The organism is Gilliamella sp. B2824, assembly GCF_026536245.1.
Taxonomy (GTDB): domain Bacteria; phylum Pseudomonadota; class Gammaproteobacteria; order Enterobacterales; family Orbaceae; genus Gilliamella.
In genome coordinates this window covers 282636-302081 of sequence record NZ_JAFNON010000001.1, presented here as the reverse complement: position 1 = coordinate 302081, position 19446 = coordinate 282636, and the positions used below count along the sequence as shown (strand labels likewise).

Genomic DNA, 19446 nt, shown 5'->3' with positions numbered 1-19446 from the left:
ACCTGTAATAGACTCAAGATCTAATTATTTTAAGATATGACTCCGCCGACAATGTCGGCGGAAAAATGAGAGGTATATTTACTAATCATTTCATTAATTAAGAGTTAGTTAACCTTGTTTGAACTTTTACTCTTCACTAAATAGATCACCACCATGCATATCAACCATATCTAATGCTTTGCCACCACCTCGCGCAACGCATGTTAGTGGGTCTTCAGCCACAACAACATGAATACCGGTTTCAGCTGACAATAGTTTATCGATATTACGTAATAATGCACCACCACCGGTTAATACCATACCATGCTCTGAAATATCAGACGCTAGTTCTGGTGGACATTGCTCTAAGGCAACTTTAACCGCACTTACAATACCACTTAATGGCTCTTGTAGTGCTTCTAAAATCTCATTAGAATTTAATGTAAAGCTACGCGGCACCCCTTCAGCAAGATTACGACCACGAACTTCAATTTCAAGCACTTCATCACCAGGATAAGCACTACCAATCACATGTTTAATACGTTCAGCAGTTGCTTCACCAATTAGTGCACCATAATTACGTCGAACATAATTAATGATTGCTTCATCAAAGCGGTCACCGCCAATTCGTGCAGATGCAGAATAAACTACACCATTTAATGAAATAACCGCAACTTCAGTCGTACCACCACCAATATCGACCACCATTGAACCGGTTGGTGCAGAAACCGGTAAATCGGCACCTATTGCTGCTGCCATTGGCTCTTCTATTAAATAGACTTCACGCGCACCTGCGCCTAAGGCTGATTCACGAATAGCACGACGTTCAACTTGCGTTGCGCCAACTGGTACACAAACAAGCACACGCGGGCTTGGTCTTAAAAAACTATGGCTATGCACTTGGCGAATGAAATACTGTAACATTTTTTCGGTAACAGAAAAGTCTGCAATCACGCCATCTTTCATTGGTCTAATCGCTGCTATATTGCCAGGCGTACGTCCTAACATTTGTTTCGCAGCATGCCCAACAGCAGCAACACTTTTAGGTGTGCCAGTACGATGATCTTGGCGAATAGCAACAACTGAAGGTTCGTTTAGTACAATACCTTGACCTTTTACATATATAAGAGTATTAGCTGTACCTAAATCGATCGATAGATCATTTGAAAACATGCCGCGAACTTTTTTGAACATAATGAAAACTCTTCCTAGAATTAATCGTGTTTAAATGTTAGTGAGTATTTGAAGCAACGCATTGTATAAATTATATACTTTAAAAGCAATATTAGGCTAAATAATATACTATTTGATGCTTTTAAAACACCACCAGCTTCAATAATAATTAAGTGTTACTATTGTATCGCAATTATAAAATAATACCTAGAAAATAGTATAACAACAGATCGTAAAGGAGATATATAATGACAAAATCGGTTTTACAGTGTATGCTTCCGCGTTAATGTTGAGTTACTGCCTTATTATCGACTTAAAAGATCTCTTTTAAGATATTAAGGATGCATTAAAATAATTGTTACTTATATCAAATAAACACGGTGTAATTCATGGATATACGCAAAATTAAAAAATTAATTGAATTAGTTGAAGAATCAGGTATTTCAGAGCTTGAAATTTCTGAAGGTGAAGAGTCAGTACGAATTAGTCGTTCTGTTCCAGCTACAAACTATTCTGCGCCAATACAAAATATTCAAATTCCTCAAGCATCCCCAGTTGTCGTTGCACCTAGTGCAGCAGCCGATGTTGTTGTTACTGAAGCTGATCCGATTACGCCTACTGGCACGACTATAAAATCGCCAATGGTAGGCACTTTTTATCGCACACCAAGTCCAGAGTCAAAAGCGTTTGTTGAAGTGGGTCAAACTGTAAATGTTGGTGACGTACTTTGTATTGTTGAAGCGATGAAAATGATGAACCAAATTGAATCAGAAAAAGCAGGCACAATTAAAGCTATTTTAGTTGAAAACGGTCAACCAGTTGAATTTGATCAGCCACTATTCATCATTGAATAATATTCATTTAAAAAATTAAGAGATTGAATATGCTTGATAAAATTCTTATAGCTAATCGTGGCGAAATCGCTTTACGTATCTTGAGAGCCTGTAAAGAACTTGGTATTAAAACTGTTGCAGTTCACTCGTCGGCAGATAAAGATTTAAAACATGTTTTACTTGCAGACGAAACCGTCTGCATTGGTCCAGCAGCTTCTGCTAAAAGCTATCTTAACATTCCAGCATTGATTTCTGCTGCTGAAGTAACGGGTGCGGCAGCTATCCATCCTGGATATGGGTTTTTGTCAGAAAATGCGGACTTTGCTGAACAAGTTGAGCGTTCAGGCTTTATTTTTATAGGCCCTAAAGCTGACACCATTCGTTTAATGGGTGATAAAGTGTCGGCAATTCATGCCATGAAAAAAGCAGGTGTACCTTGTGTGCCAGGGTCTGATGGGCCATTAGGCAATGATATGAATACCAATAAACAAATTGCTAAAAAAATTGGTTATCCTGTCATTATTAAAGCATCAGGTGGCGGCGGTGGTCGTGGTATGCGCATTGTTAGAGAAGAAAAAGATCTTGAACAATCGATTAAAATGACAAAATTAGAAGCAAAAACAGCTTTTAATAATGATATGGTTTATATGGAAAAATTCCTTGAAAATCCACGCCATATTGAAATACAAGTACTATCTGATGGTCAAGGTAACGCGGTTTACTTGGGTGAACGAGATTGTTCAATGCAAAGACGTCATCAAAAAGTTGTTGAAGAAGCGCCAGCTGTAGGTATTACACCTAAAATGCGTAAATTCATTGGTGAACGTTGCGTTAATGCCTGCATTGAAATCGGTTATCGTGGTGCGGGTACATTTGAGTTTTTATTTGAAAATGGTGAATTCTATTTCATCGAAATGAACACCCGTATTCAAGTTGAACATCCTGTTACCGAAATGGTTACGGGTGTAGATTTGATCAAAGAGCAAATTTCAATTGCAGCAGGTCAGCCACTATCATTAAAACAGAGTGATATTCATATTACTGGTCATGCCATTGAATGCCGTATTAATGCTGAAGATCCAAAAACCTTTATGCCTTCACCAGGTAAAATTACCCGTTTTCATGCGCCTGGTGGTTTTGGTATTCGTTGGGAGTCTCATATTTACGCTGGCTACACTGTTCCACCTTATTATGACTCAATGATCGGTAAATTAATTGCTTATGGTGAAACGCGTGAGGTTGCAATTGCACGTATGAAAAATGCCTTAGCTGAATTAGTCATTGATGGGATAAAAACCAACATTGATTTGCATATCGAAATTATGAATGATAAAGGCTTCTTAAAAGGTGGTACGAATATTCATTATTTAGAGAAAAAATTAGGTATTTATGAGTAGTAAACACTAATCGCTACGTTATTAGCGATTAGTGTCATATTTAATATTGATAAAGAATTGGTGAAGCAAATGAAAAACTGGAAAAAAAGCGCTGAAGATATTTTAACACTCGGCCCGGTTGTACCGGTTATTGTTATCGAGCGCTTAGAAGATGCGGTACCACTAGCCAAAGCATTAATCGCAGGTGGAGTAAAAGTGCTTGAGGTTACATTAAGAACGGCTTGTGCTCTTGATGCGATTAAGAAAATTATCAAAGAAGTACCCGAAGCGGTCGTTGGTGCAGGTACTGTGACCACTGTTGAACAACTCAAACAAGTGACTGATGCTGGTGTTGAGTTCGTCATAACTCCCGGTATTACCGACGCTATTTTAAAAGCCGCAGTCGAGGGACCAATTCCAGTTATTCCAGGTATTGCAACCATTTCTGAACTACTAACTGCTCAAGAGTATGGGTTAACGGCATTGAAGTTTTTCCCAGCTGAGATCAATGGCGGCGTAGCGGCATTAAAAGCTTTTGCTGGCCCTTGTGGATATATGAAGTTTTGTCCAACCGGTGGCGTTAATCCAAAAAATTACCGCGATTATTTAGCCCTTGATAATGTACTTTGTGTTGGTGGAACATGGTTTATTCCAACTGATGCAATAGCAAAAGGTGAATTTGCTAAAATTACTGAAATGGCACAGCAAGCTGTTGCTGGTGCACAATAAGATACTAATACGCCGACATTTGTCGGCGGTTAATTGATAAAAACGATCAAACTAACTACGTAATCCTTTTCCTTTTTCAATCAAATTCCATACCATGATATAAAGTGCTATTACAAATAAAATTAGCATTGAAAAAGTGATCCACAATGATACATCTGTCACCCCTAAAAACCCATAGCGAAAACCATTAATCATATAAACAATAGGATTTAGTTTCGATACCCATTGCCAAAAAGTAGGTAGCATGCTAATTGAATAAAATACGCCACCAAGATAAGTTAATGGAGTTAACACAAAAGTAGGGATAATACTAATATCATCGAAGGTTTTTGCGTACACTGCATTTAATAGTCCTGCAAGTGAAAATAAAATTGACGTTAACAGCAGCGTACATACAACAAAAAGCCAAGAATGAACTTGATAGCGAACAAAAAATAACGATACGATTGTCACTAATATACCAGTTAAAATCCCACGCATAACGCCCCCACCAACATATCCCCAAATTAAAATATGGGTAGGCACAGGGGCAACTAATAACTCTTCAATATTTCGTTGAAATTTGGCACTAAAAAATGACGAGCAGACATTAGTATATGAGTTAGTAATGACAGACATCATAATAAGTCCCGGCACAATAAATGCCATATAATTAAATCCGCCCATATCACCAACACGCGATCCAATTAAGTTACCAAAAATAATAAAATAAAGCGACATTGTAATAACTGGCGGAATCAAAGTTTGCACCCATATTCTTAAAAACCGAGTGACTTCTTTACGCCAAATACTTTTTAATGCAATCCAATATAAATGATTCATTTAACGTTCCCCTATCCCTGCTCACTATGATGCAAAAGATCGACAAATAACTCTTCTAATCGATTTGCTTTATTTCGCACACTTATCACCTTGATTTGTTGTTGATTAAGCTGTTCAAATAATTGATTTAAACCAAGCTGTTTATTAACTTTTACCTCTAACATGCCTGATTCAATATTTGAAAATTGATAACCCTCTAAGGTAATTGGTTCCTTGGTTGGAATATAATCAATAATAATGGTTTCAGATTGACTATTAGCGAGCAAATCACGCATAGAAGAGTTGGCAATTAATTGGCCATGTTGAATAATACCGATATGCCGACATAGCATTTCCGCTTCTTCCAGGTAGTGAGTAGTCAAAATAATTGTAATGCCTTGGCGATTAATCTCGCGTAAAAAATCCCACATTGAACGTCTTAATTCAATATCAACGCCCGCGGTGGGTTCATCTAGAATTAAAAGTTTAGGTTCATGCACTAATGCTCTAGCTATCATTAACCGCCTTTTCATTCCGCCTGATAACATACAAGCGCGGCTATGGCGTTTATCCCACAAATCTAAAATCCGTAAATATTTTTCAGCACGCTCTAAAGCTAATTTACGCGGCAATCCATAATAACCACCTTGGTTAGTTATTATTTGTAGCACTTCTTCAAATTGATTAAAATTAAACTCTTGCGGGACTAGCCCTAATTGTCTTTTTGCATTAACGATATCATTATCTAAGTCATAACCAAATATTTTAACCTGGCCCGATGTCTTAGTGACCAGTGAGCTAATAATGCCTATCGTGGTTGACTTACCCGCACCATTAGGACCGAGTAATGCATAAAAATCACCGGCTTGTACTGTCAAATTAATGCCTTTTAACGCTTGCACACCATTTTTGTAAATTTTTTTAAGCTCAATTAACTCTAGTGCAGGTATTGATGACATGAAAATATCCTAAATAAATAGATTATTATTTACATTATGCTATTGCATTTATTAGAAGGGAAATATTGACAATATAATCTTTAGTTGTAAAGGTCTTTTTAGTATTATTTAGGATATCACAAAGAACAAATGACACTAAATCTAACGCAAGTTGCTAAAATACTAAGATTTGATAGGTAAGTTTTAAATTTGAAGGAATAAAAAATATGATTAAAATTGGACTGGTTTCAGTATCAGATCGGGCATCGCAAGGTATTTATGCAGATGAAGGAATACCGGCTTTGTTATTATGGCTCAAAACCGCACTGATAACCCCGTTTGAAACCGAAAATCGCGTTATTCCTGATGAACAACCTTTGATTGAAAGCACATTATGTGACTTAGTTGATAATTTTCACTGTCACTTAGTTTTAACCACTGGCGGTACCGGTCCGGCTTTGAGGGATGTCACGCCGGATGCCACGTTAGCTATTGCCGATCGCATCATGCCGGGCTTTGGCGAACAAATGCGTCAAATTAGCTTGCATTTTGTGCCAACAGCGATTTTATCAAGGCAAGTCGGCGTTATTCGCAAAAAATGTTTAATATTAAATCTGCCCGGTAGACCAAAATCTATTCAAGAAACACTACAAGGTGTTAAAGATAGTGAGGGCAATAGCCTAGTTGATGGAATTTTTGCCAGTGTTCCTTATTGTATAGATCTTCTTGAAGGGCCTTATATTGAAACGCATGAACACATCGTCAAATCGTTTAGACCCAAAAGCAGCATAAAATCAGATAATTGATTTTATGCAAATATTATGCATAATTATGAACCATATGCATTACACTCATTGAATATGAGGTGCTGAAACAACCTTTGATATAACGGTTTTCAACATATTTACCAATAAGTTTATGTGAATATTGTTAAGATAAAAGCAGCACAAAAACATTACCGTTAATTCAATGGAACAACCGTCATAAATGAATTCCTAAGGAAAATTATGAAACAAGACGATCTGACTAAAACGTTTAAAGAAATGCTGCTGCAAGAAAAATTTAGTTCTCAAGTTAGTATTGTGCAAGCGTTACAAGAACAAGGATTTGATAATATTAACCAATCCAAAGTTTCCAGAATGTTAACCAAATTTGGCGCAGTTAGAACTCGTAATGCCAAATCAGAAATGGTTTATTGTCTACCTGCTGAAATGAGCGTTCCAACAACGAGTAGCCCTTTAAAAAATTTAGTTGTAGATATTGATTATAACAGTTCGATGGTTGTGATTCGTACCAGCCCTGGCGCCGCTCAGCTTATTGCCAGATTGCTTGATTCCATAGGCAAGTCAGAAGGCATTTTAGGATCAATAGCCGGTGATGACACTATCTTTAGTACACCGACTAAATCTTGTTCTGTTAAACATTTATACCAAACTATCATTCAACTATTTGAACAAGAATTATAATCAATGATTGAACATTACGGCATTAATATTTCGTACTTAACCTATTGACAGATTTGACAGAATCGTTAATTCTATATAGCGACACTATTGTAACTTAAGTTACATATAAAGAAGAGGCGCATTACTCAGGTAAATTATTTTAGGTTCTGGTACTTGTTATAAATAATTGAGGGGATGTAATGCCGAGGTTTGGTTAAACTTCCAGAAATTAACCAGATCGACTACAAGGGCTGAATCCCTTGGGTTGTCACCTAAGCAGGTGGAGCGCTTCCCGGTCTGTACTTTTTCAACGAGAATGTAAATAGCACATACCCTCGCTCTATCTCTGTTAAAAATTAAATTTTTAATATGAGGAATCCATGGAAACATCATTTGTCATTGCCAAGTTTGGTGGTACTAGTGTTGCTGATTATTCAGCAATGGTAAATAGCGCTAACATTGTTATTGCTAACCCTAACGTCAAAGTTGTTGTGTTATCGGCATCAGCCGGAATTACAAATTTACTGGTCGCTTTAGCCGAAGGCCGTGATGCAGAAGTTAGAGCACAGCACATTGCGAAAATCCAATCTATCCAATATAACATCCTAGAAAATCTACCCGAAAACCAAACCTTAAGAGCTGAAATAGATCAAATCATCGCAAATATTGCCTCTTTATCAGAAGCAGCCAGCCTTGCAACATCAGCGGCTTTAACCGACGAACTAGTCAGTCATGGCGAAATTATGTCGTCAAAATTATTTGTCGAAATATTACGAGAAAAACAAAAAAATGCCATGTGGTTTGATGTCCGCAAAGTTATGCGCACTGATGATAATTTTGGTAAAGCTCAACCTAAAATTGACGAAATTAAACAACTTTGTTGCGCTCATCTTAAATCCTTAAATGGTAATGCGTTGGTTGTCACTCAAGGTTTTATTGGTAGTGAAACTAGCGGTAAAACAACAACATTAGGACGAGGAGGAAGTGATTATACAGCAGCGTTACTTGGTGAAGCATTAAATGCGAGTCAAATTGATATTTGGACAGATGTTGCCGGCATTTATACAACTGATCCACGGATTACGCCAACAGCTAAACGTATTGATGAAATATCATTCGCTGAAGCCGCTGAAATGGCAACCTTTGGTGCCAAAGTTTTGCACCCAGCAACGTTGGTACCAGCAGTTCGAAGTAATATTCCAGTATTTGTTGGTTCAAGTAAAGCGCCACAAGATGGGGGAACCATTGTTTATAATACTCACAGTATTCAATCAACCGTACCGACCTTTAGAGCATTAGCACTGCGTCGAAAACAAACCCTTGTTACATTAACAAGTTTAAATATGTTACATGCTCAAGGCTTTTTGGCTAATGTCTTTACTATATTGGCTAAACACAATATTTCGGTTGATTTAGTCACAACATCTGAAGTGAGTATTGCCTTAACAATTGATACTACCGGCACCAACACCAACGGTGGCAGTTTATTAACTAAAGAATTGTTTGATGAGCTCTCTGGTTTATGTCATGTAGAAGTTGAAGAAGATCTAGCGCTTATTGCCATTATCGGTAATCAATTAACATCAACCAAAGGGATAGCTAAAGAAGTCTTTGGGGCGTTAGATGACTATATTATTAGACTGTGTTGTTATGGTGCAAGTACACATAATTTATGCCTTTTAGCTAGAAGTCACGATGCTGAATCCATCATAAAAATTTTACATAAAACAATATTTGAATAAATACCACTAGCAAGAGAAGGTTAATAGCCTTCTCTGTTTCTATTAACCTGTTTCTCACTTACCCCATCAATAAATTAGCTCATAAAATTAACGGTATAAAAAGCCTAGTATCTAACTAAAAATAATTGTAAACTATATCATAAATGATTAGATGAATATCTTACTTCGATATCACGACTTATTTAATCATTTGTTACTAATATATCTACTTGCTATTTCTTTTATCTACATATTTTTATTCTTAATAAGAAGTTAAGTTCAATCAATTAAATTATAAACATTATTTATTAATTTTTTTATACGCTGATAGTCATCATACATTTAAACTTAATCAAACAAAGGAAATCATTATGGGTCTATTAAGTTGGATTATTTTAGGATTACTTGCTGGTTGGATTGCCAAGTTTTTTATGCCACTGGGTAAAGTGGGTGTCATTAAAACAATTATTCTGGGTATTGCAGGCGCGCTAGTTGGCGGGTACATCAGTACTTTCTTCGGCTTAGGAAGTGTCAATGGTTTTAACTTCTATAGTCTGTTAATTTCAGTATTAGGGGCAATATTACTTATTTATATTTATCGTTTACTTAAATAATATCCCTGTTTAGATCTAAATTGGCGGGTTAACCCCGCCGATGATTTGCTATTTTAAGTGCCATTCAACGCATTACTCAACAAATAAAGTGCTCATAAGTAATCAAAGCTACCTATAGTAATTCGGTTAGTCAGAACTATTTTGATTAGAAACATTGTAATAAATAATTTCGTGATAGTTAGATTTTTGTTATATTACCTGACAACATTCACTAAATTAAACGTAAAAATTATAATGTTAAAAATATTCAATACATTAACCCGTGAAAAAGAAATTTTTAAATCCATTCATGCCAATAAAGTTGGATTATATGTCTGCGGCGTAACCATTTATGATCTTTGCCATATTGGTCATGGTCGTACTTTTGTCGCGTTTGATGTGGTAACCCGTTATTTACGTTTTTTAGGTTATGATTTAACTTATGTTCGTAACATTACCGACGTTGATGATAAAATTATAAAACGAGCACTCGAAAATGGTGAAACCTGTGATCAGCTAACTGAACGAATGTTGAAAGAAATGTACGCCGATTTTGATGCACTTAATATTAAACGTCCTGATGTTGAACCTCGCGCTACTCATCATATGCCACAAATCATCGATTTAGTGCAAGAGCTGATTAAAAAAGATCATGCTTATATTGCTGATAATGGTGATGTTATGTTCTCGGTCGAAAGTGATGCTAATTATGGTATTTTATCACGTCAAAATCTTGAACAATTACAAGCTGGCGCTCGAGTAGATGTTGTTGATGTCAAACGAAACCCAATGGATTTTGTACTTTGGAAAATGTCCAAACCCAACGAGCCTAGTTGGGATTCACCTTGGGGTAAAGGTCGCCCAGGTTGGCACATTGAATGTTCAGCGATGAATAGTTATCAATTAGGTCATCATTTTGATATCCATGGTGGCGGTTCTGATTTGATGTTCCCACACCATGAAAATGAGATTGCGCAATCAACTTGCGCGCATAATGGTCAGTATGTTAATTACTGGATGCATTCAGGCATGGTGATGATCGACCAAGAAAAAATGTCAAAATCACTTAATAACTTCTTTACCATTCGCGATGTATTAAAGCATTATGATCCTGAAACTGTACGTTATTTTCTACTTTCTGGCCACTATCGTAGCCAGCTTAACTATAGCGAAGAAAATTTAAAACAAGCAAGAATGGCTTTAGAGCGATTATATACAGCTTTACGCGATACTGATAGCAATTATCCTTATACATTATCAACAGATAGCCAATATTATCGTCAATTTTGCGATGCCATGAATGATGATTTTAATACGCCAGAAGCTTATTCAACTTTATTTGATTTAGCTCGCGAAATTAATAAAGCTAAGGCTGAAAATGATATGACATTAGCTAATCAATTAGCAGCTCAATTGCGTTATTTAGCCAAAGTTCTTGGTTTGTTAGAACAAGATCCAATAAAATTTTTACAAGGCGATAATCAAGACGCAGTAGATGTTGAATTAATTGAATCGTTAATTAAGCAACGTAATGAAGCTCGTGCCACTAAAAATTGGGCTTTAGCCGACGAAGCCCGAGATAAGCTAAATGCTATGAATATTGTGCTTGAAGATGGCGCCACAGGAACCACTTGGCGTAAAAAGAGCTAAATAATGTAGTTCATCTAAAGATACCCCATATCCTCGTATGAGGTATCTTTAGGCCTTATAACTTTTTATCAATGGAAGTTAAAATTCCCCTCAAAATATTTAACTCTGATTGCTCAATTCGCGCACGCGTATATAATCGCCGTAAACGTCCCATGATTTGCCCAGGATGATTTGCATTAATAAAACCTGTTTGTAATAAAGTTTGTTCTAAGTGCTGATAAAACCGTTCAATATCTTCATCCTTTGGAAATTGAATAGCTGAATCACATTGACTGGTTAAAACTGTTTGACGATTTAATAGTGACATTCGAATCTCATAACATAACACTTGCACTGACATTGCTAGATTTAATGAACTGTAATCGGGATTGGCAGGAATACCAACATGATAATGACATTTTTGCAGTTCGTCATTGGTCAATCCAACACGCTCACGGCCGAAAACTAACGCCACATCTGCATTCTCGGTTGCTTCTTGAATTATTTTATCGCCACACTCTTTAGGCGTTAAATTGGGCCACTGCAAGCTACGTGGGCGAGCACTCGTACCAATGACTAAACGGCAATCAGCTATCGCTTGCTCAAGTGATGTAAAAATTTGCGCGTTTTTTATAATATCGCTAGCACCAGCCGCTAACGAAATAGATTGCGAATCGGGTTTTATCACCGGATTGACTAAACAAAGATTCGATAGCCCCATGGTTTTCATTGCTCTAGCCGCTGATCCCATATTACCGGTATGAGAAGTTTCGACTAATACAATTTTTACTTTATCTAAAATGTTCACATCATCCTCGTAAAAAATAAAACTATTGTTAGATCATATTAACAATTAGTATATAGTAAAAATGTTACAAAATGCAGTTTGACTATGGTTTGATTTAATACAACTATAGGATTTTTCTGGACAATAATCACAAAGATTTGTTTGAGTACAAATAACCTATTGACGAAATACAAATAATTTGCCAATGTAGATAAATAAACACACAGTAGTGTTTGCTCAATTTGTAAGTAAACAAAGTGGAGGTCAATTATGACTTTAAGTATTACCAGTAAGCAAATGGACATTACTCCAGCAATTCGTAGCTATCTCGAAGATAAGTTTTCGAAACTAGATAAATGGAGAGCACTGTTAATCAACCCTCATTTTATTTTATCTAAAGAACCCGATGGATTTATAATTGATGCAACTATTGCAACTAAAGGTTCCCCCTTAGTTGCTTCGGCAAAACATAGCGATATGTATGCAGCAATCAATGCTTTGATTGAAAAACTTGAAAAACAACTTAATAAAATTCAACACAAAAGTGAATCTAGACGTGCATTTGATAGTATAAAAAGCGCTGTTATTGAAGAAGAATAGTAATTAATTATTTATTGAAATAGAAGAAAAAGGCACTTTGATAGTGCCTTTATTTTTTTGCTTGTTATAATATCACTAACTTTTTTTATATAATGAATAGATATGACTGTAAATCCTTTGTTGCCTTTACGTGACCAAATTAACGAAATTGATCGAAACCTTCTTGAACTCATAGCTAAACGACGCGAACTTTCAACCAAAGTTATTCAGACTAAAATTGCAGCAAATATTCCTGTACGTGATTTAGAGCGTGAACGATCACTAGTAAAAGCGTTGATCAATCAAGGAAAAAACCATAGCCTTGATGACTTGCTGATCAGACGTTTATATCAAATCATTATTGAAGATTCAGTTTTACTGCAACAAAAAATCTTACAAGAGAATCTAAACCAAAATTGTGTTACTAGCGCAAAAGTGGCTTTTTTGGGGCCCAAAGGTTCCTATTCGCATTCCGCTGCTCGCCGTTATGCTAGTGCTAATTTAGAGCAGATGGTTGAATCAAGTTGCTCAACGTTTAAAGATGTCTTTGAACAAATTGAACATAATTTGGTGGATTATGGCATACTACCGATTGAAAACTCGAGTTCAGGATCAATAAATGAAGTTTATGATCTACTGCAAAAAACACATTTACATATTATTGCAGAACTGTCATTACCTATAGATCACTGCATCCTTGCTATACCAAATACTGAGCTTGATAAAATTGATACCATTTACAGCCATCCACAACCTTTTCAACAATGTAGTAATTTTCTAGAAAATTATCCGCATTGGAAAATTGTTTACTGTGATAGTACCTCATCAGCAATGGAAACCGTTGCTAAATTAAATAAGCCTAATGTTGCAGCAATAGGCAATAAAGATGGGGGAGAGTTATATGGACTTAAAATGCTTGAACATAATTTTGCCAACCAAAAGCAAAATATCACTCGCTTTATTGTACTTGCGCGAGAACCGATAGCCGTATCAGATCAAATTCCAGCTAAAACAACAATTTTAATGAAAACCGGTCAACAGGCAGGGGCGTTAGTTGATGCACTGTTAGTGCTACGTAATCATAATATTGTGATGACTAAACTTGAGTCTCGACCCATTCATGGTACCCCATGGGAAGAGATGTTTTACATCGATTTACAAGGCAACATCCATTCAGATGAAATGCAAACAGCATTGAAAGAGTTGGCATCCATAACGCTCTATACTAAAGTATTAGGTTGCTACCCAAGTGACTCGGTTGCGGCGATAGTCTAACTAATGAAAATGATGCAACATTTTTCTCAAGCGGTCATTCGCTGGTATGAGCAGTTTGGTAGAAAGACGCTACCATGGCAAATAGAAAAAAGCCCTTATCATGTCTGGTTGTCGGAAGTTATGTTGCAACAAACCCAAGTTGCAACAGTTATTCCCTACTTTAAGCGATTTATTGCGCATTTTCCTAAGATCTCTGATCTTGCCAACGCGCCTATTGACGATGTTCTACACCTTTGGACTGGACTGGGTTATTATGCTCGTGCGCGTAATTTGCATAAAGCCGCACAAATTGTCAATGACAAATTTAAAGGTATATTTCCGACTCGTTTTGATGATGTTGTTGCATTACCAGGAGTCGGACGCTCTACTGCCGGTGCTATTTTATCACTATCACAAAATCAACATTTTGCTATTTTAGATGGTAATGTTAAACGAGTACTGACTCGTTATTTTGCCGTAGAAGGCTGGCCAGGCAACAAAACTATCGAAAATAAGCTATGGCAGTTGAGTGAACAAGTTACGCCAAAACACGATGTCGCAAAATTTAATCAAGCGATGATGGATATAGGCGCGACAGTTTGTACGCGTTCTAAACCTAAGTGTAACTTATGCCCACTCAATGTTGAGTGTATAGCTTACAAAACCGAAAGTTGGCAACAATTTCCAACTAAAAAACCTAAATCAACGCTTCCTGAAAAAACCGCTTATTTTTTGATACTAGAATATCAACACGCAATATGGTTAGAAAAAAGACCGCCATCAGGAATTTGGGGAGGCTTATATTGCTTACCCGAATTTGCAAATCAACAAGCATTAGAAGATTGGTTAATCCAAAGGGGAATTAAAACCACGCCGCCAGAACAATTAATTTCGTTTCGACACACTTTTAGCCATTTTCACTTAGATATTATACCGATCAAGTGTATTATCACTAATTATAAAAAGTGTTTAGATGAGACCAATGGTTATTGGTATAATTTGAAAACTGAGAATGCAAAAATTGGCTTGGCAACACCAATTTATAACTTACTAAAACAATTCGTTTAATATCAAGCCAAGTTTTTCTACCCATATTTTTTGTATATAATTGCCGATTATTTTTATTTAAAATAGCTAATGAACAATACACAAAATCAAGCTTTGTCGAAGTGGTTAATCTTTTTAATGGCATTTGCAATAGGTATTACTATTGCCAGTAATTACTATGCACAACCTCTGTTACACTCTATTACCAATGATTTAAACATTGCAGTTGAACACTCTGGCGCGATCATTATGACTGCACAGTTTAGTTATGCTGTCGGCTTATTATTTATTACGCCGCTAGGTGATAAACTCGAACGTAAAAAATTGATACTGATTTTAATGATCTTATCAACATGTGGTCTTATTATTAGCGCTTTATCGATTAATTTATGGATGCTAATACTAGGAACCGCTTTGACAGGACTCTTTTCAACTGTCGCCCAGGTATTAATTCCATTCGCTGCGACCTTATCAAAACCTGAGCATCGAGGAAAGGTGGTTGGTACATTAATGAGCGGTATGTTATTAGGTATATTATTAGGTCGAACCTTTGCAGGGGCTATTTCGTCAAATGCTGACTGGCATTATGTCTATTGGATTGCGGCAACTATTATGGTCACTGTCACTGCGTTACTTGGTTTTTGTTTACCTACCTATCGCAATACCATTAATATTAATTACTTTAAACTGTTATTATCAATCGCCACACTCTATAAGCAAGAACCAATATTGAGAATTCGTTCGCTACTGGCAATTATTTCTTTTGCCCTATTTTCACTATTATGGACGCCACTTGCGTTTTTATTGACTGATGCGCCCTACCATTATTCTGATTTTATTATTGGCCTGTTTGGTTTAGCGGGAGCGGCTGGTGCTCTTGGCTCACCGATTGTCGGAAAATTATCTGATATAGGTAAAGGCACACTAGCGACAACCATTGGTTTATGTTTATTACTACTATCTTGGCTACCACTTTCACTAGCACAGTATTCAATCATAGCGCTAATTTTAGGCGTAATATTGCTCGATTTTTCGGTACAAGTTACCCATGTTTCTAATATGAGTGCTATTTATCAAATTAGACCCGATGCCCGCAGTCGAATGAACACAGGTTATATGGTTTGCTATTTTATTGGAGGCATGCTGGGCTCGGTTACATCAACCTACTTATTTAGCCACTATGGTTGGCTATCGATAGCCATTACCGGAACGCTATTGGGGTTACTTGGTATCGTCAGTTGGTATATTTACAATACTAAAAAATATTACAATCATTGAATTTAAATTGATATCACAAACAACTCAACCCTATTTTTTAATAAAAATATTTGAGCTTTAGTTAATATAGTTTAACACATTGTTTATAATCTTATTTTTTCTTCTGCTTAAACAAACCGAATTGTTGATTGTTTAAGATGATCGATTAAATAATCACAATTAACTTCTGATTTTATTATAGATTAGCTTAATTAAAATTCCTGGCACAAGAATTAATCCGAATTGAAAATAATAAAAATGGATAGTATCAAATAGACTAAAAACTAACACAATACCCCTTGTACATAACAAGAAGAAACGGAATAATCCTCTTCTTGCTTAGAATAAGATTATTTATAATACAATATGCTAAATAGCAGTTAATATTGATAAGTACATCGTTGTTCTATAAATTAAAGCAACCATTATGGTGGTAATCATCGCTAAAATGTTTTCAGTAATAGTTAATAATCATAAAGCTACCATCAATATTTTTAAATTAAAAACGGTTTAATGGTCCAATTACTCAATACTTAAGGAGTCATTTATGGCAAAAATTTCATATCTTAATACGCCATTTACTGTAAAAAAATTAACACTCAAAAATCGTATTGTGATGCCGCCAATGTGTCAATATCAAGCAACGGATGGCGTGCCTAATGATTGGCACTTTGTTCACTATGTGTCGCGTGCGGTTGGCGGTGTTGGATTAATTATTGTAGAAATGACTAATATCGCGCCAAATGGTCGAATCTCGCCAAATTGTCTGGGTTTATGGAATGATGAGCAAAAAGATCAATTCAAACGAATTGTTGATGCTGTACATGCACAAAATGGCAAAATCGCCATCCAAATTGCCCATGCCGGACGCAAAGCATTAGGTACATCTGATGTCGTGTCGTGCTCACCAATTAAATATGATGGCGCTAACGAAGCCATGGAAAAATGGCAATACCAAACACCTCGGGAATTATCCAAAGATGAAATCATCGAGATCATTGAAAAATTCAAACAATCAACCCAAAGAGCAATTGCTGCTGGGTTTGATGCGATTGAAATACATGCGGCACATGGCTATTTGATCCATCAATTTTGCTCACCAAAAAGTAATCACCGAACTGATGAATACGGGCAAGATAAATTATTATTTGCTAAGCAAGTTATCGAAGCCGTCAAATCAGTCATGCCATCGGATATGCCTTTAATAGTGCGTTTTTCAGCCCAAGAATACGGAAAGGACGGCTATGATGTTGAGTACGGACGTAAACTGGCCAAATGCTTTGCTGATGCTGGCGCTGACGTATTAGATGTCAGTGGAGGGGGGGACGGACAGTTAGATCCAGCACATACCCCTGAATTTCATGCTGGCTATCAAGTTTATTTAGCGCAAAGCATTCGCAAAATAACAAATTTGCCGATTATCACCGTCGGTATGCTCGAAGATCCATATGTAGCTGATTATGTATTAAGCACTAAAGATGCTGATCTTATTGGCATTGGACGAGGGTTATTACGCGATCCATATTGGGCTTTACATATCCCATCCTCACCATTTATACCAAGCTCTTATGCTGCAGCGTTTAAATAACTCAGTTTTATACTTCATTATCCATCAAGCCATGCTTAAGGGTAATGAAGTCATAAATTTAACTTAAATATGCATAGCATATTTAATTAACTGTTTTTTGATAGGGGAGCAATGATCGATAGTATTCATACCAACTGTTCTTATTAATTTTTTAACAAGACTATCACCGTTAAACATATCTTGTATGGTTCGCATAGCGGTTAACATCACTAAGGTATCTTTTCGACGCATAAATTGAAACAATTTTAAATTATCAACTAATCCAAAATCTTTTTGTTGATCAATTAATTTTTTAATTGTTGTAACCAATAATGCTGAATCTTGAAATCCAAGATTGACACCTTGCCCAGCTAAAGGGTGAATGGTATGAGCAGCATCACCAATTAACACTAAACGATGTTTAATAAATTGTCTTGCTAAACGCGCTTTCAACGGAAAAACCATTCTTGGATTGATTAACTGACATTGACCGACTTTATCACCCGTTAAATGAAATAATTCATTGCAGAAATCTGATTCTGACATTGAAGATAACATTGCCGCATTATCAGGCTTGGTTGACCAAACCAAACAACTTTTATTTTGTTGCCAAAGCGGCAAAAAAGCGACAATACCATTTGGATAAAAAATCTGTCTTGCACAAGATTGATGTGAGTAACGCGTTTCAACTGTGGTTATTACAGCATGATGAATATAATTACGTTCAAAAACAGAAATGTTTTCTTGCTTTCGAATCCAAGAGTGTGCCCCATCAGCACCAATGACTAATTTAGCATATAATACAGTTTCATTAGATAATGTTAGACAAGCGTAATCTTGGCTAAACTCACTATTAATTGCTTGATCAGGATAAATGGTGATGTTAGTACGTGATAATGCGTATTGATAAAGATAGTGAGATATTACATCATTTTCAATGATATAACCAAGATTAGCATAACCATAATCTTTGGCATGAGCAGCTAAATGTGCTTGACCATTTTTTTCCCAAACACCTATTTCAGAAAAATCTTGTACTCGTTTACTTGCTAATAAATCATCCCATATCCCAATTTGCGCAAAATAACGCTGACTAGCATTATTTATTGCAGACGCTCGAATACCTATCTCATTATGAAATAATTGTTGATGCTGATGAATGTTAGCATCGACAAGCGCAATGTTTAAACCATGTTGACTAAGTGCGCAAGCAGTTGCTAAACCAACTAATCCACCACCAACAATAGCAATATCAAAATTTTTATTCATACCAACAAATATCGCTACTTATTATCAAGTTTGTTATCGTTTTTGACTTCAGTGTCATCATCATTCATCGCTTTTTTAAACCCTTTTAAAGCTGAACCTAAATCAGACCCTAAATTACGTAGTTTTTTTGTGCCAAATAATAAAATGACTACAGCAAGAAACACTAAAAGGTGTGGAATGCTAAATGACATATAAAAATCCTCTTTTAAAAAGTATTACTGCTATGCTTGATCCAAAACAACAACACAGCACTTAAAGTATTAGCTTAATTATACGCTTTTTATTAAGGGATTTCACAACAAGTTATTTTAGGATAAAAAAAAGACCTGTATATAAATATACAGGCCAACATGAAATATAAGGAATATAAGGAAAGAAAACAATGAAAAATCCTTACCCTGCTTATTATCCATTTTTTTTCGTTTTAGTCAACGTTTTTATTTGCTTTCGTATTTATTTAAAGAAAGGT

Annotated in this window: 19 protein-coding genes and 1 riboswitch; of the genes, 13 read left to right on the top strand and 6 right to left on the bottom strand. The window is 36.0% G+C overall.

The genetic code is table 11. The features are described from left to right. Positions 1-126: 126 nt before the first annotated feature. On the bottom strand, positions 127-1173 hold the full coding sequence (locus J3U56_RS01395; RefSeq protein WP_065634343.1) for a rod shape-determining protein: 1047 nt from the start codon (positions 1171-1173) through the stop codon (positions 127-129). 368 nt (positions 1174-1541) lie between these two features. Between J3U56_RS01395 and accB the strand changes: the two genes are divergently transcribed. From accB to J3U56_RS01380, 3 genes are all read left to right on the top strand, one after another. Further along, positions 1542-2006, top strand: a complete 465-nt coding sequence (gene accB / locus J3U56_RS01390) for an acetyl-CoA carboxylase biotin carboxyl carrier protein (protein WP_267333309.1) — start codon at positions 1542-1544, stop codon at positions 2004-2006. Positions 2007-2035: 29 nt separating this feature from the next. Next, positions 2036-3382 (top strand): acetyl-CoA carboxylase biotin carboxylase subunit, encoded by a 1347-nt coding sequence (accC, locus tag J3U56_RS01385; RefSeq protein ID WP_267333308.1) that lies wholly within the window; start codon positions 2036-2038, stop codon positions 3380-3382. Positions 3383-3451: 69 nt separating this feature from the next. Then, positions 3452-4090, top strand: a complete 639-nt coding sequence (locus J3U56_RS01380) for a bifunctional 4-hydroxy-2-oxoglutarate aldolase/2-dehydro-3-deoxy-phosphogluconate aldolase (protein ID WP_065798822.1) — start codon at positions 3452-3454, stop codon at positions 4088-4090. 51 nt (positions 4091-4141) lie between these two features. Here the strand turns inward: J3U56_RS01380 and J3U56_RS01375 are convergent, their stop codons facing one another. Both J3U56_RS01375 and J3U56_RS01370 read right to left on the bottom strand, forming a co-directional pair. Then, positions 4142-4912: an ABC transporter permease gene (locus J3U56_RS01375; protein WP_267333306.1), complete on the bottom strand. Its 771-nt coding sequence runs from the start codon at positions 4910-4912 to the stop codon at positions 4142-4144. An 11-nt stretch (positions 4913-4923) separates the two neighbouring features. Beyond that, a complete protein-coding gene (locus J3U56_RS01370; protein ID WP_267333305.1) occupies positions 4924-5850 on the bottom strand; it encodes an ABC transporter ATP-binding protein in 927 nt (308 codons plus the stop codon). A 206-nt stretch (positions 5851-6056) separates the two neighbouring features. Here J3U56_RS01370 and mog point away from each other — a divergent pair, with 206 nt between their 5' ends. The 5 genes from mog to cysS all read left to right on the top strand — a co-directional run bounded on the left by mog (position 6057) and on the right by cysS (position 11238). After that, positions 6057-6635 (top strand): molybdopterin adenylyltransferase, encoded by a 579-nt coding sequence (mog, locus tag J3U56_RS01365; RefSeq protein ID WP_267343566.1) that lies wholly within the window; start codon positions 6057-6059, stop codon positions 6633-6635. A gap of 201 nt (positions 6636-6836) precedes the next feature. Beyond that, complete coding sequence (gene argR, locus J3U56_RS01360; protein ID WP_267343567.1) at positions 6837-7295, top strand: transcriptional regulator ArgR; 459 nt, start codon at positions 6837-6839, stop codon at positions 7293-7295. A gap of 103 nt (positions 7296-7398) precedes the next feature. Next, a riboswitch (Lysine riboswitch) is annotated at positions 7399-7573 on the top strand. Positions 7574-7654: 81 nt separating this feature from the next. Continuing rightward, a complete protein-coding gene (gene lysC, locus J3U56_RS01355) occupies positions 7655-9016 on the top strand; it encodes a lysine-sensitive aspartokinase 3 (protein ID WP_267333303.1) in 1362 nt (453 codons plus the stop codon). 350 nt (positions 9017-9366) lie between these two features. After that, positions 9367-9609, top strand: coding sequence for a GlsB/YeaQ/YmgE family stress response membrane protein (locus J3U56_RS01350; protein WP_065634334.1), 243 nt, complete (start codon positions 9367-9369; stop codon positions 9607-9609). Between the two features lie 234 nt (positions 9610-9843). Then, positions 9844-11238 carry a cysteine--tRNA ligase gene (gene cysS, locus J3U56_RS01345; protein WP_267333302.1) on the top strand — a complete coding sequence of 465 codons (1395 nt, stop codon included), beginning with the start codon at positions 9844-9846 and terminating at the stop codon, positions 11236-11238. 55 nt (positions 11239-11293) lie between these two features. On the opposite strand, the gene trmJ is transcribed toward cysS, so the two are convergent. Then, positions 11294-12019 carry a tRNA (cytosine(32)/uridine(32)-2'-O)-methyltransferase TrmJ gene (gene trmJ / locus J3U56_RS01340; RefSeq protein WP_416379641.1) on the bottom strand — a complete coding sequence of 242 codons (726 nt, stop codon included), beginning with the start codon at positions 12017-12019 and terminating at the stop codon, positions 11294-11296. 255 nt (positions 12020-12274) lie between these two features. Between trmJ and raiA the strand changes: the two genes are divergently transcribed. From raiA to J3U56_RS01315, 5 genes are all read left to right on the top strand, one after another. After that, a complete protein-coding gene (raiA, locus tag J3U56_RS01335; protein WP_267333300.1) occupies positions 12275-12604 on the top strand; it encodes a ribosome-associated translation inhibitor RaiA in 330 nt (109 codons plus the stop codon). Positions 12605-12706: 102 nt separating this feature from the next. After that, positions 12707-13858, top strand: a complete 1152-nt coding sequence (gene pheA / locus J3U56_RS01330) for a bifunctional chorismate mutase/prephenate dehydratase (protein WP_267348757.1) — start codon at positions 12707-12709, stop codon at positions 13856-13858. Between the two features lie 3 nt (positions 13859-13861). Next, positions 13862-14905 carry an A/G-specific adenine glycosylase gene (gene mutY, locus J3U56_RS01325; RefSeq protein ID WP_267343570.1) on the top strand — a complete coding sequence of 348 codons (1044 nt, stop codon included), beginning with the start codon at positions 13862-13864 and terminating at the stop codon, positions 14903-14905. 69 nt (positions 14906-14974) lie between these two features. Beyond that, positions 14975-16162, top strand: coding sequence for an MFS transporter (locus J3U56_RS01320; RefSeq protein ID WP_267343571.1), 1188 nt, complete (start codon positions 14975-14977; stop codon positions 16160-16162). Positions 16163-16688: 526 nt separating this feature from the next. Further along, a complete protein-coding gene (locus J3U56_RS01315; protein WP_267343572.1) occupies positions 16689-17729 on the top strand; it encodes an NADH:flavin oxidoreductase/NADH oxidase in 1041 nt (346 codons plus the stop codon). Between the two features lie 63 nt (positions 17730-17792). Here J3U56_RS01315 and J3U56_RS01310 read toward each other — a convergent pair whose 3' ends face one another. Beyond that, a complete protein-coding gene (locus J3U56_RS01310; protein ID WP_267343573.1) occupies positions 17793-18977 on the bottom strand; it encodes an FAD-dependent oxidoreductase in 1185 nt (394 codons plus the stop codon). A 14-nt stretch (positions 18978-18991) separates the two neighbouring features. After that, complete coding sequence (locus tag J3U56_RS01305; RefSeq protein WP_065634325.1) at positions 18992-19168, bottom strand: Sec-independent protein translocase subunit TatA; 177 nt, start codon at positions 19166-19168, stop codon at positions 18992-18994. Positions 19169-19446: the final 278 nt, after the last annotated feature.

Excerpts from the sequence above, each read along its gene's own strand:
- accB (WP_267333309.1), top strand. The coding sequence starts at position 1,542 with ATGGATATACGCAAAATTAAAAAATTAATTGAATTAGTTGAAGAATCA.
- J3U56_RS01350 (WP_065634334.1), top strand. The coding sequence starts at position 9,367 with ATGGGTCTATTAAGTTGGATTATTTTAGGATTACTTGCTGGTTGGATT.
- J3U56_RS01320 (WP_267343571.1), top strand. The coding sequence starts at position 14,975 with ATGAACAATACACAAAATCAAGCTTTGTCGAAGTGGTTAATCTTTTTA.
- cysS (WP_267333302.1), top strand. The coding sequence starts at position 9,844 with ATGTTAAAAATATTCAATACATTAACCCGTGAAAAAGAAATTTTTAAA.
- J3U56_RS01395 (WP_065634343.1), bottom strand. The coding sequence starts at position 1,173 with ATGTTCAAAAAAGTTCGCGGCATGTTTTCAAATGATCTATCGATCGAT.
- mutY (WP_267343570.1), top strand. The coding sequence starts at position 13,862 with ATGAAAATGATGCAACATTTTTCTCAAGCGGTCATTCGCTGGTATGAG.
- argR (WP_267343567.1), top strand. The coding sequence starts at position 6,837 with ATGAAACAAGACGATCTGACTAAAACGTTTAAAGAAATGCTGCTGCAA.
- mog (WP_267343566.1), top strand. The coding sequence starts at position 6,057 with ATGATTAAAATTGGACTGGTTTCAGTATCAGATCGGGCATCGCAAGGT.
- accC (WP_267333308.1), top strand. The coding sequence starts at position 2,036 with ATGCTTGATAAAATTCTTATAGCTAATCGTGGCGAAATCGCTTTACGT.
- J3U56_RS01310 (WP_267343573.1), bottom strand. The coding sequence starts at position 18,977 with ATGAATAAAAATTTTGATATTGCTATTGTTGGTGGTGGATTAGTTGGT.
- J3U56_RS01315 (WP_267343572.1), top strand. The coding sequence starts at position 16,689 with ATGGCAAAAATTTCATATCTTAATACGCCATTTACTGTAAAAAAATTA.
- J3U56_RS01370 (WP_267333305.1), bottom strand. The coding sequence starts at position 5,850 with ATGTCATCAATACCTGCACTAGAGTTAATTGAGCTTAAAAAAATTTAC.
- lysC (WP_267333303.1), top strand. The coding sequence starts at position 7,655 with ATGGAAACATCATTTGTCATTGCCAAGTTTGGTGGTACTAGTGTTGCT.
- pheA (WP_267348757.1), top strand. The coding sequence starts at position 12,707 with ATGACTGTAAATCCTTTGTTGCCTTTACGTGACCAAATTAACGAAATT.
- raiA (WP_267333300.1), top strand. The coding sequence starts at position 12,275 with ATGACTTTAAGTATTACCAGTAAGCAAATGGACATTACTCCAGCAATT.
- J3U56_RS01305 (WP_065634325.1), bottom strand. The coding sequence starts at position 19,168 with ATGTCATTTAGCATTCCACACCTTTTAGTGTTTCTTGCTGTAGTCATT.
- J3U56_RS01380 (WP_065798822.1), top strand. The coding sequence starts at position 3,452 with ATGAAAAACTGGAAAAAAAGCGCTGAAGATATTTTAACACTCGGCCCG.
- J3U56_RS01375 (WP_267333306.1), bottom strand. The coding sequence starts at position 4,912 with ATGAATCATTTATATTGGATTGCATTAAAAAGTATTTGGCGTAAAGAA.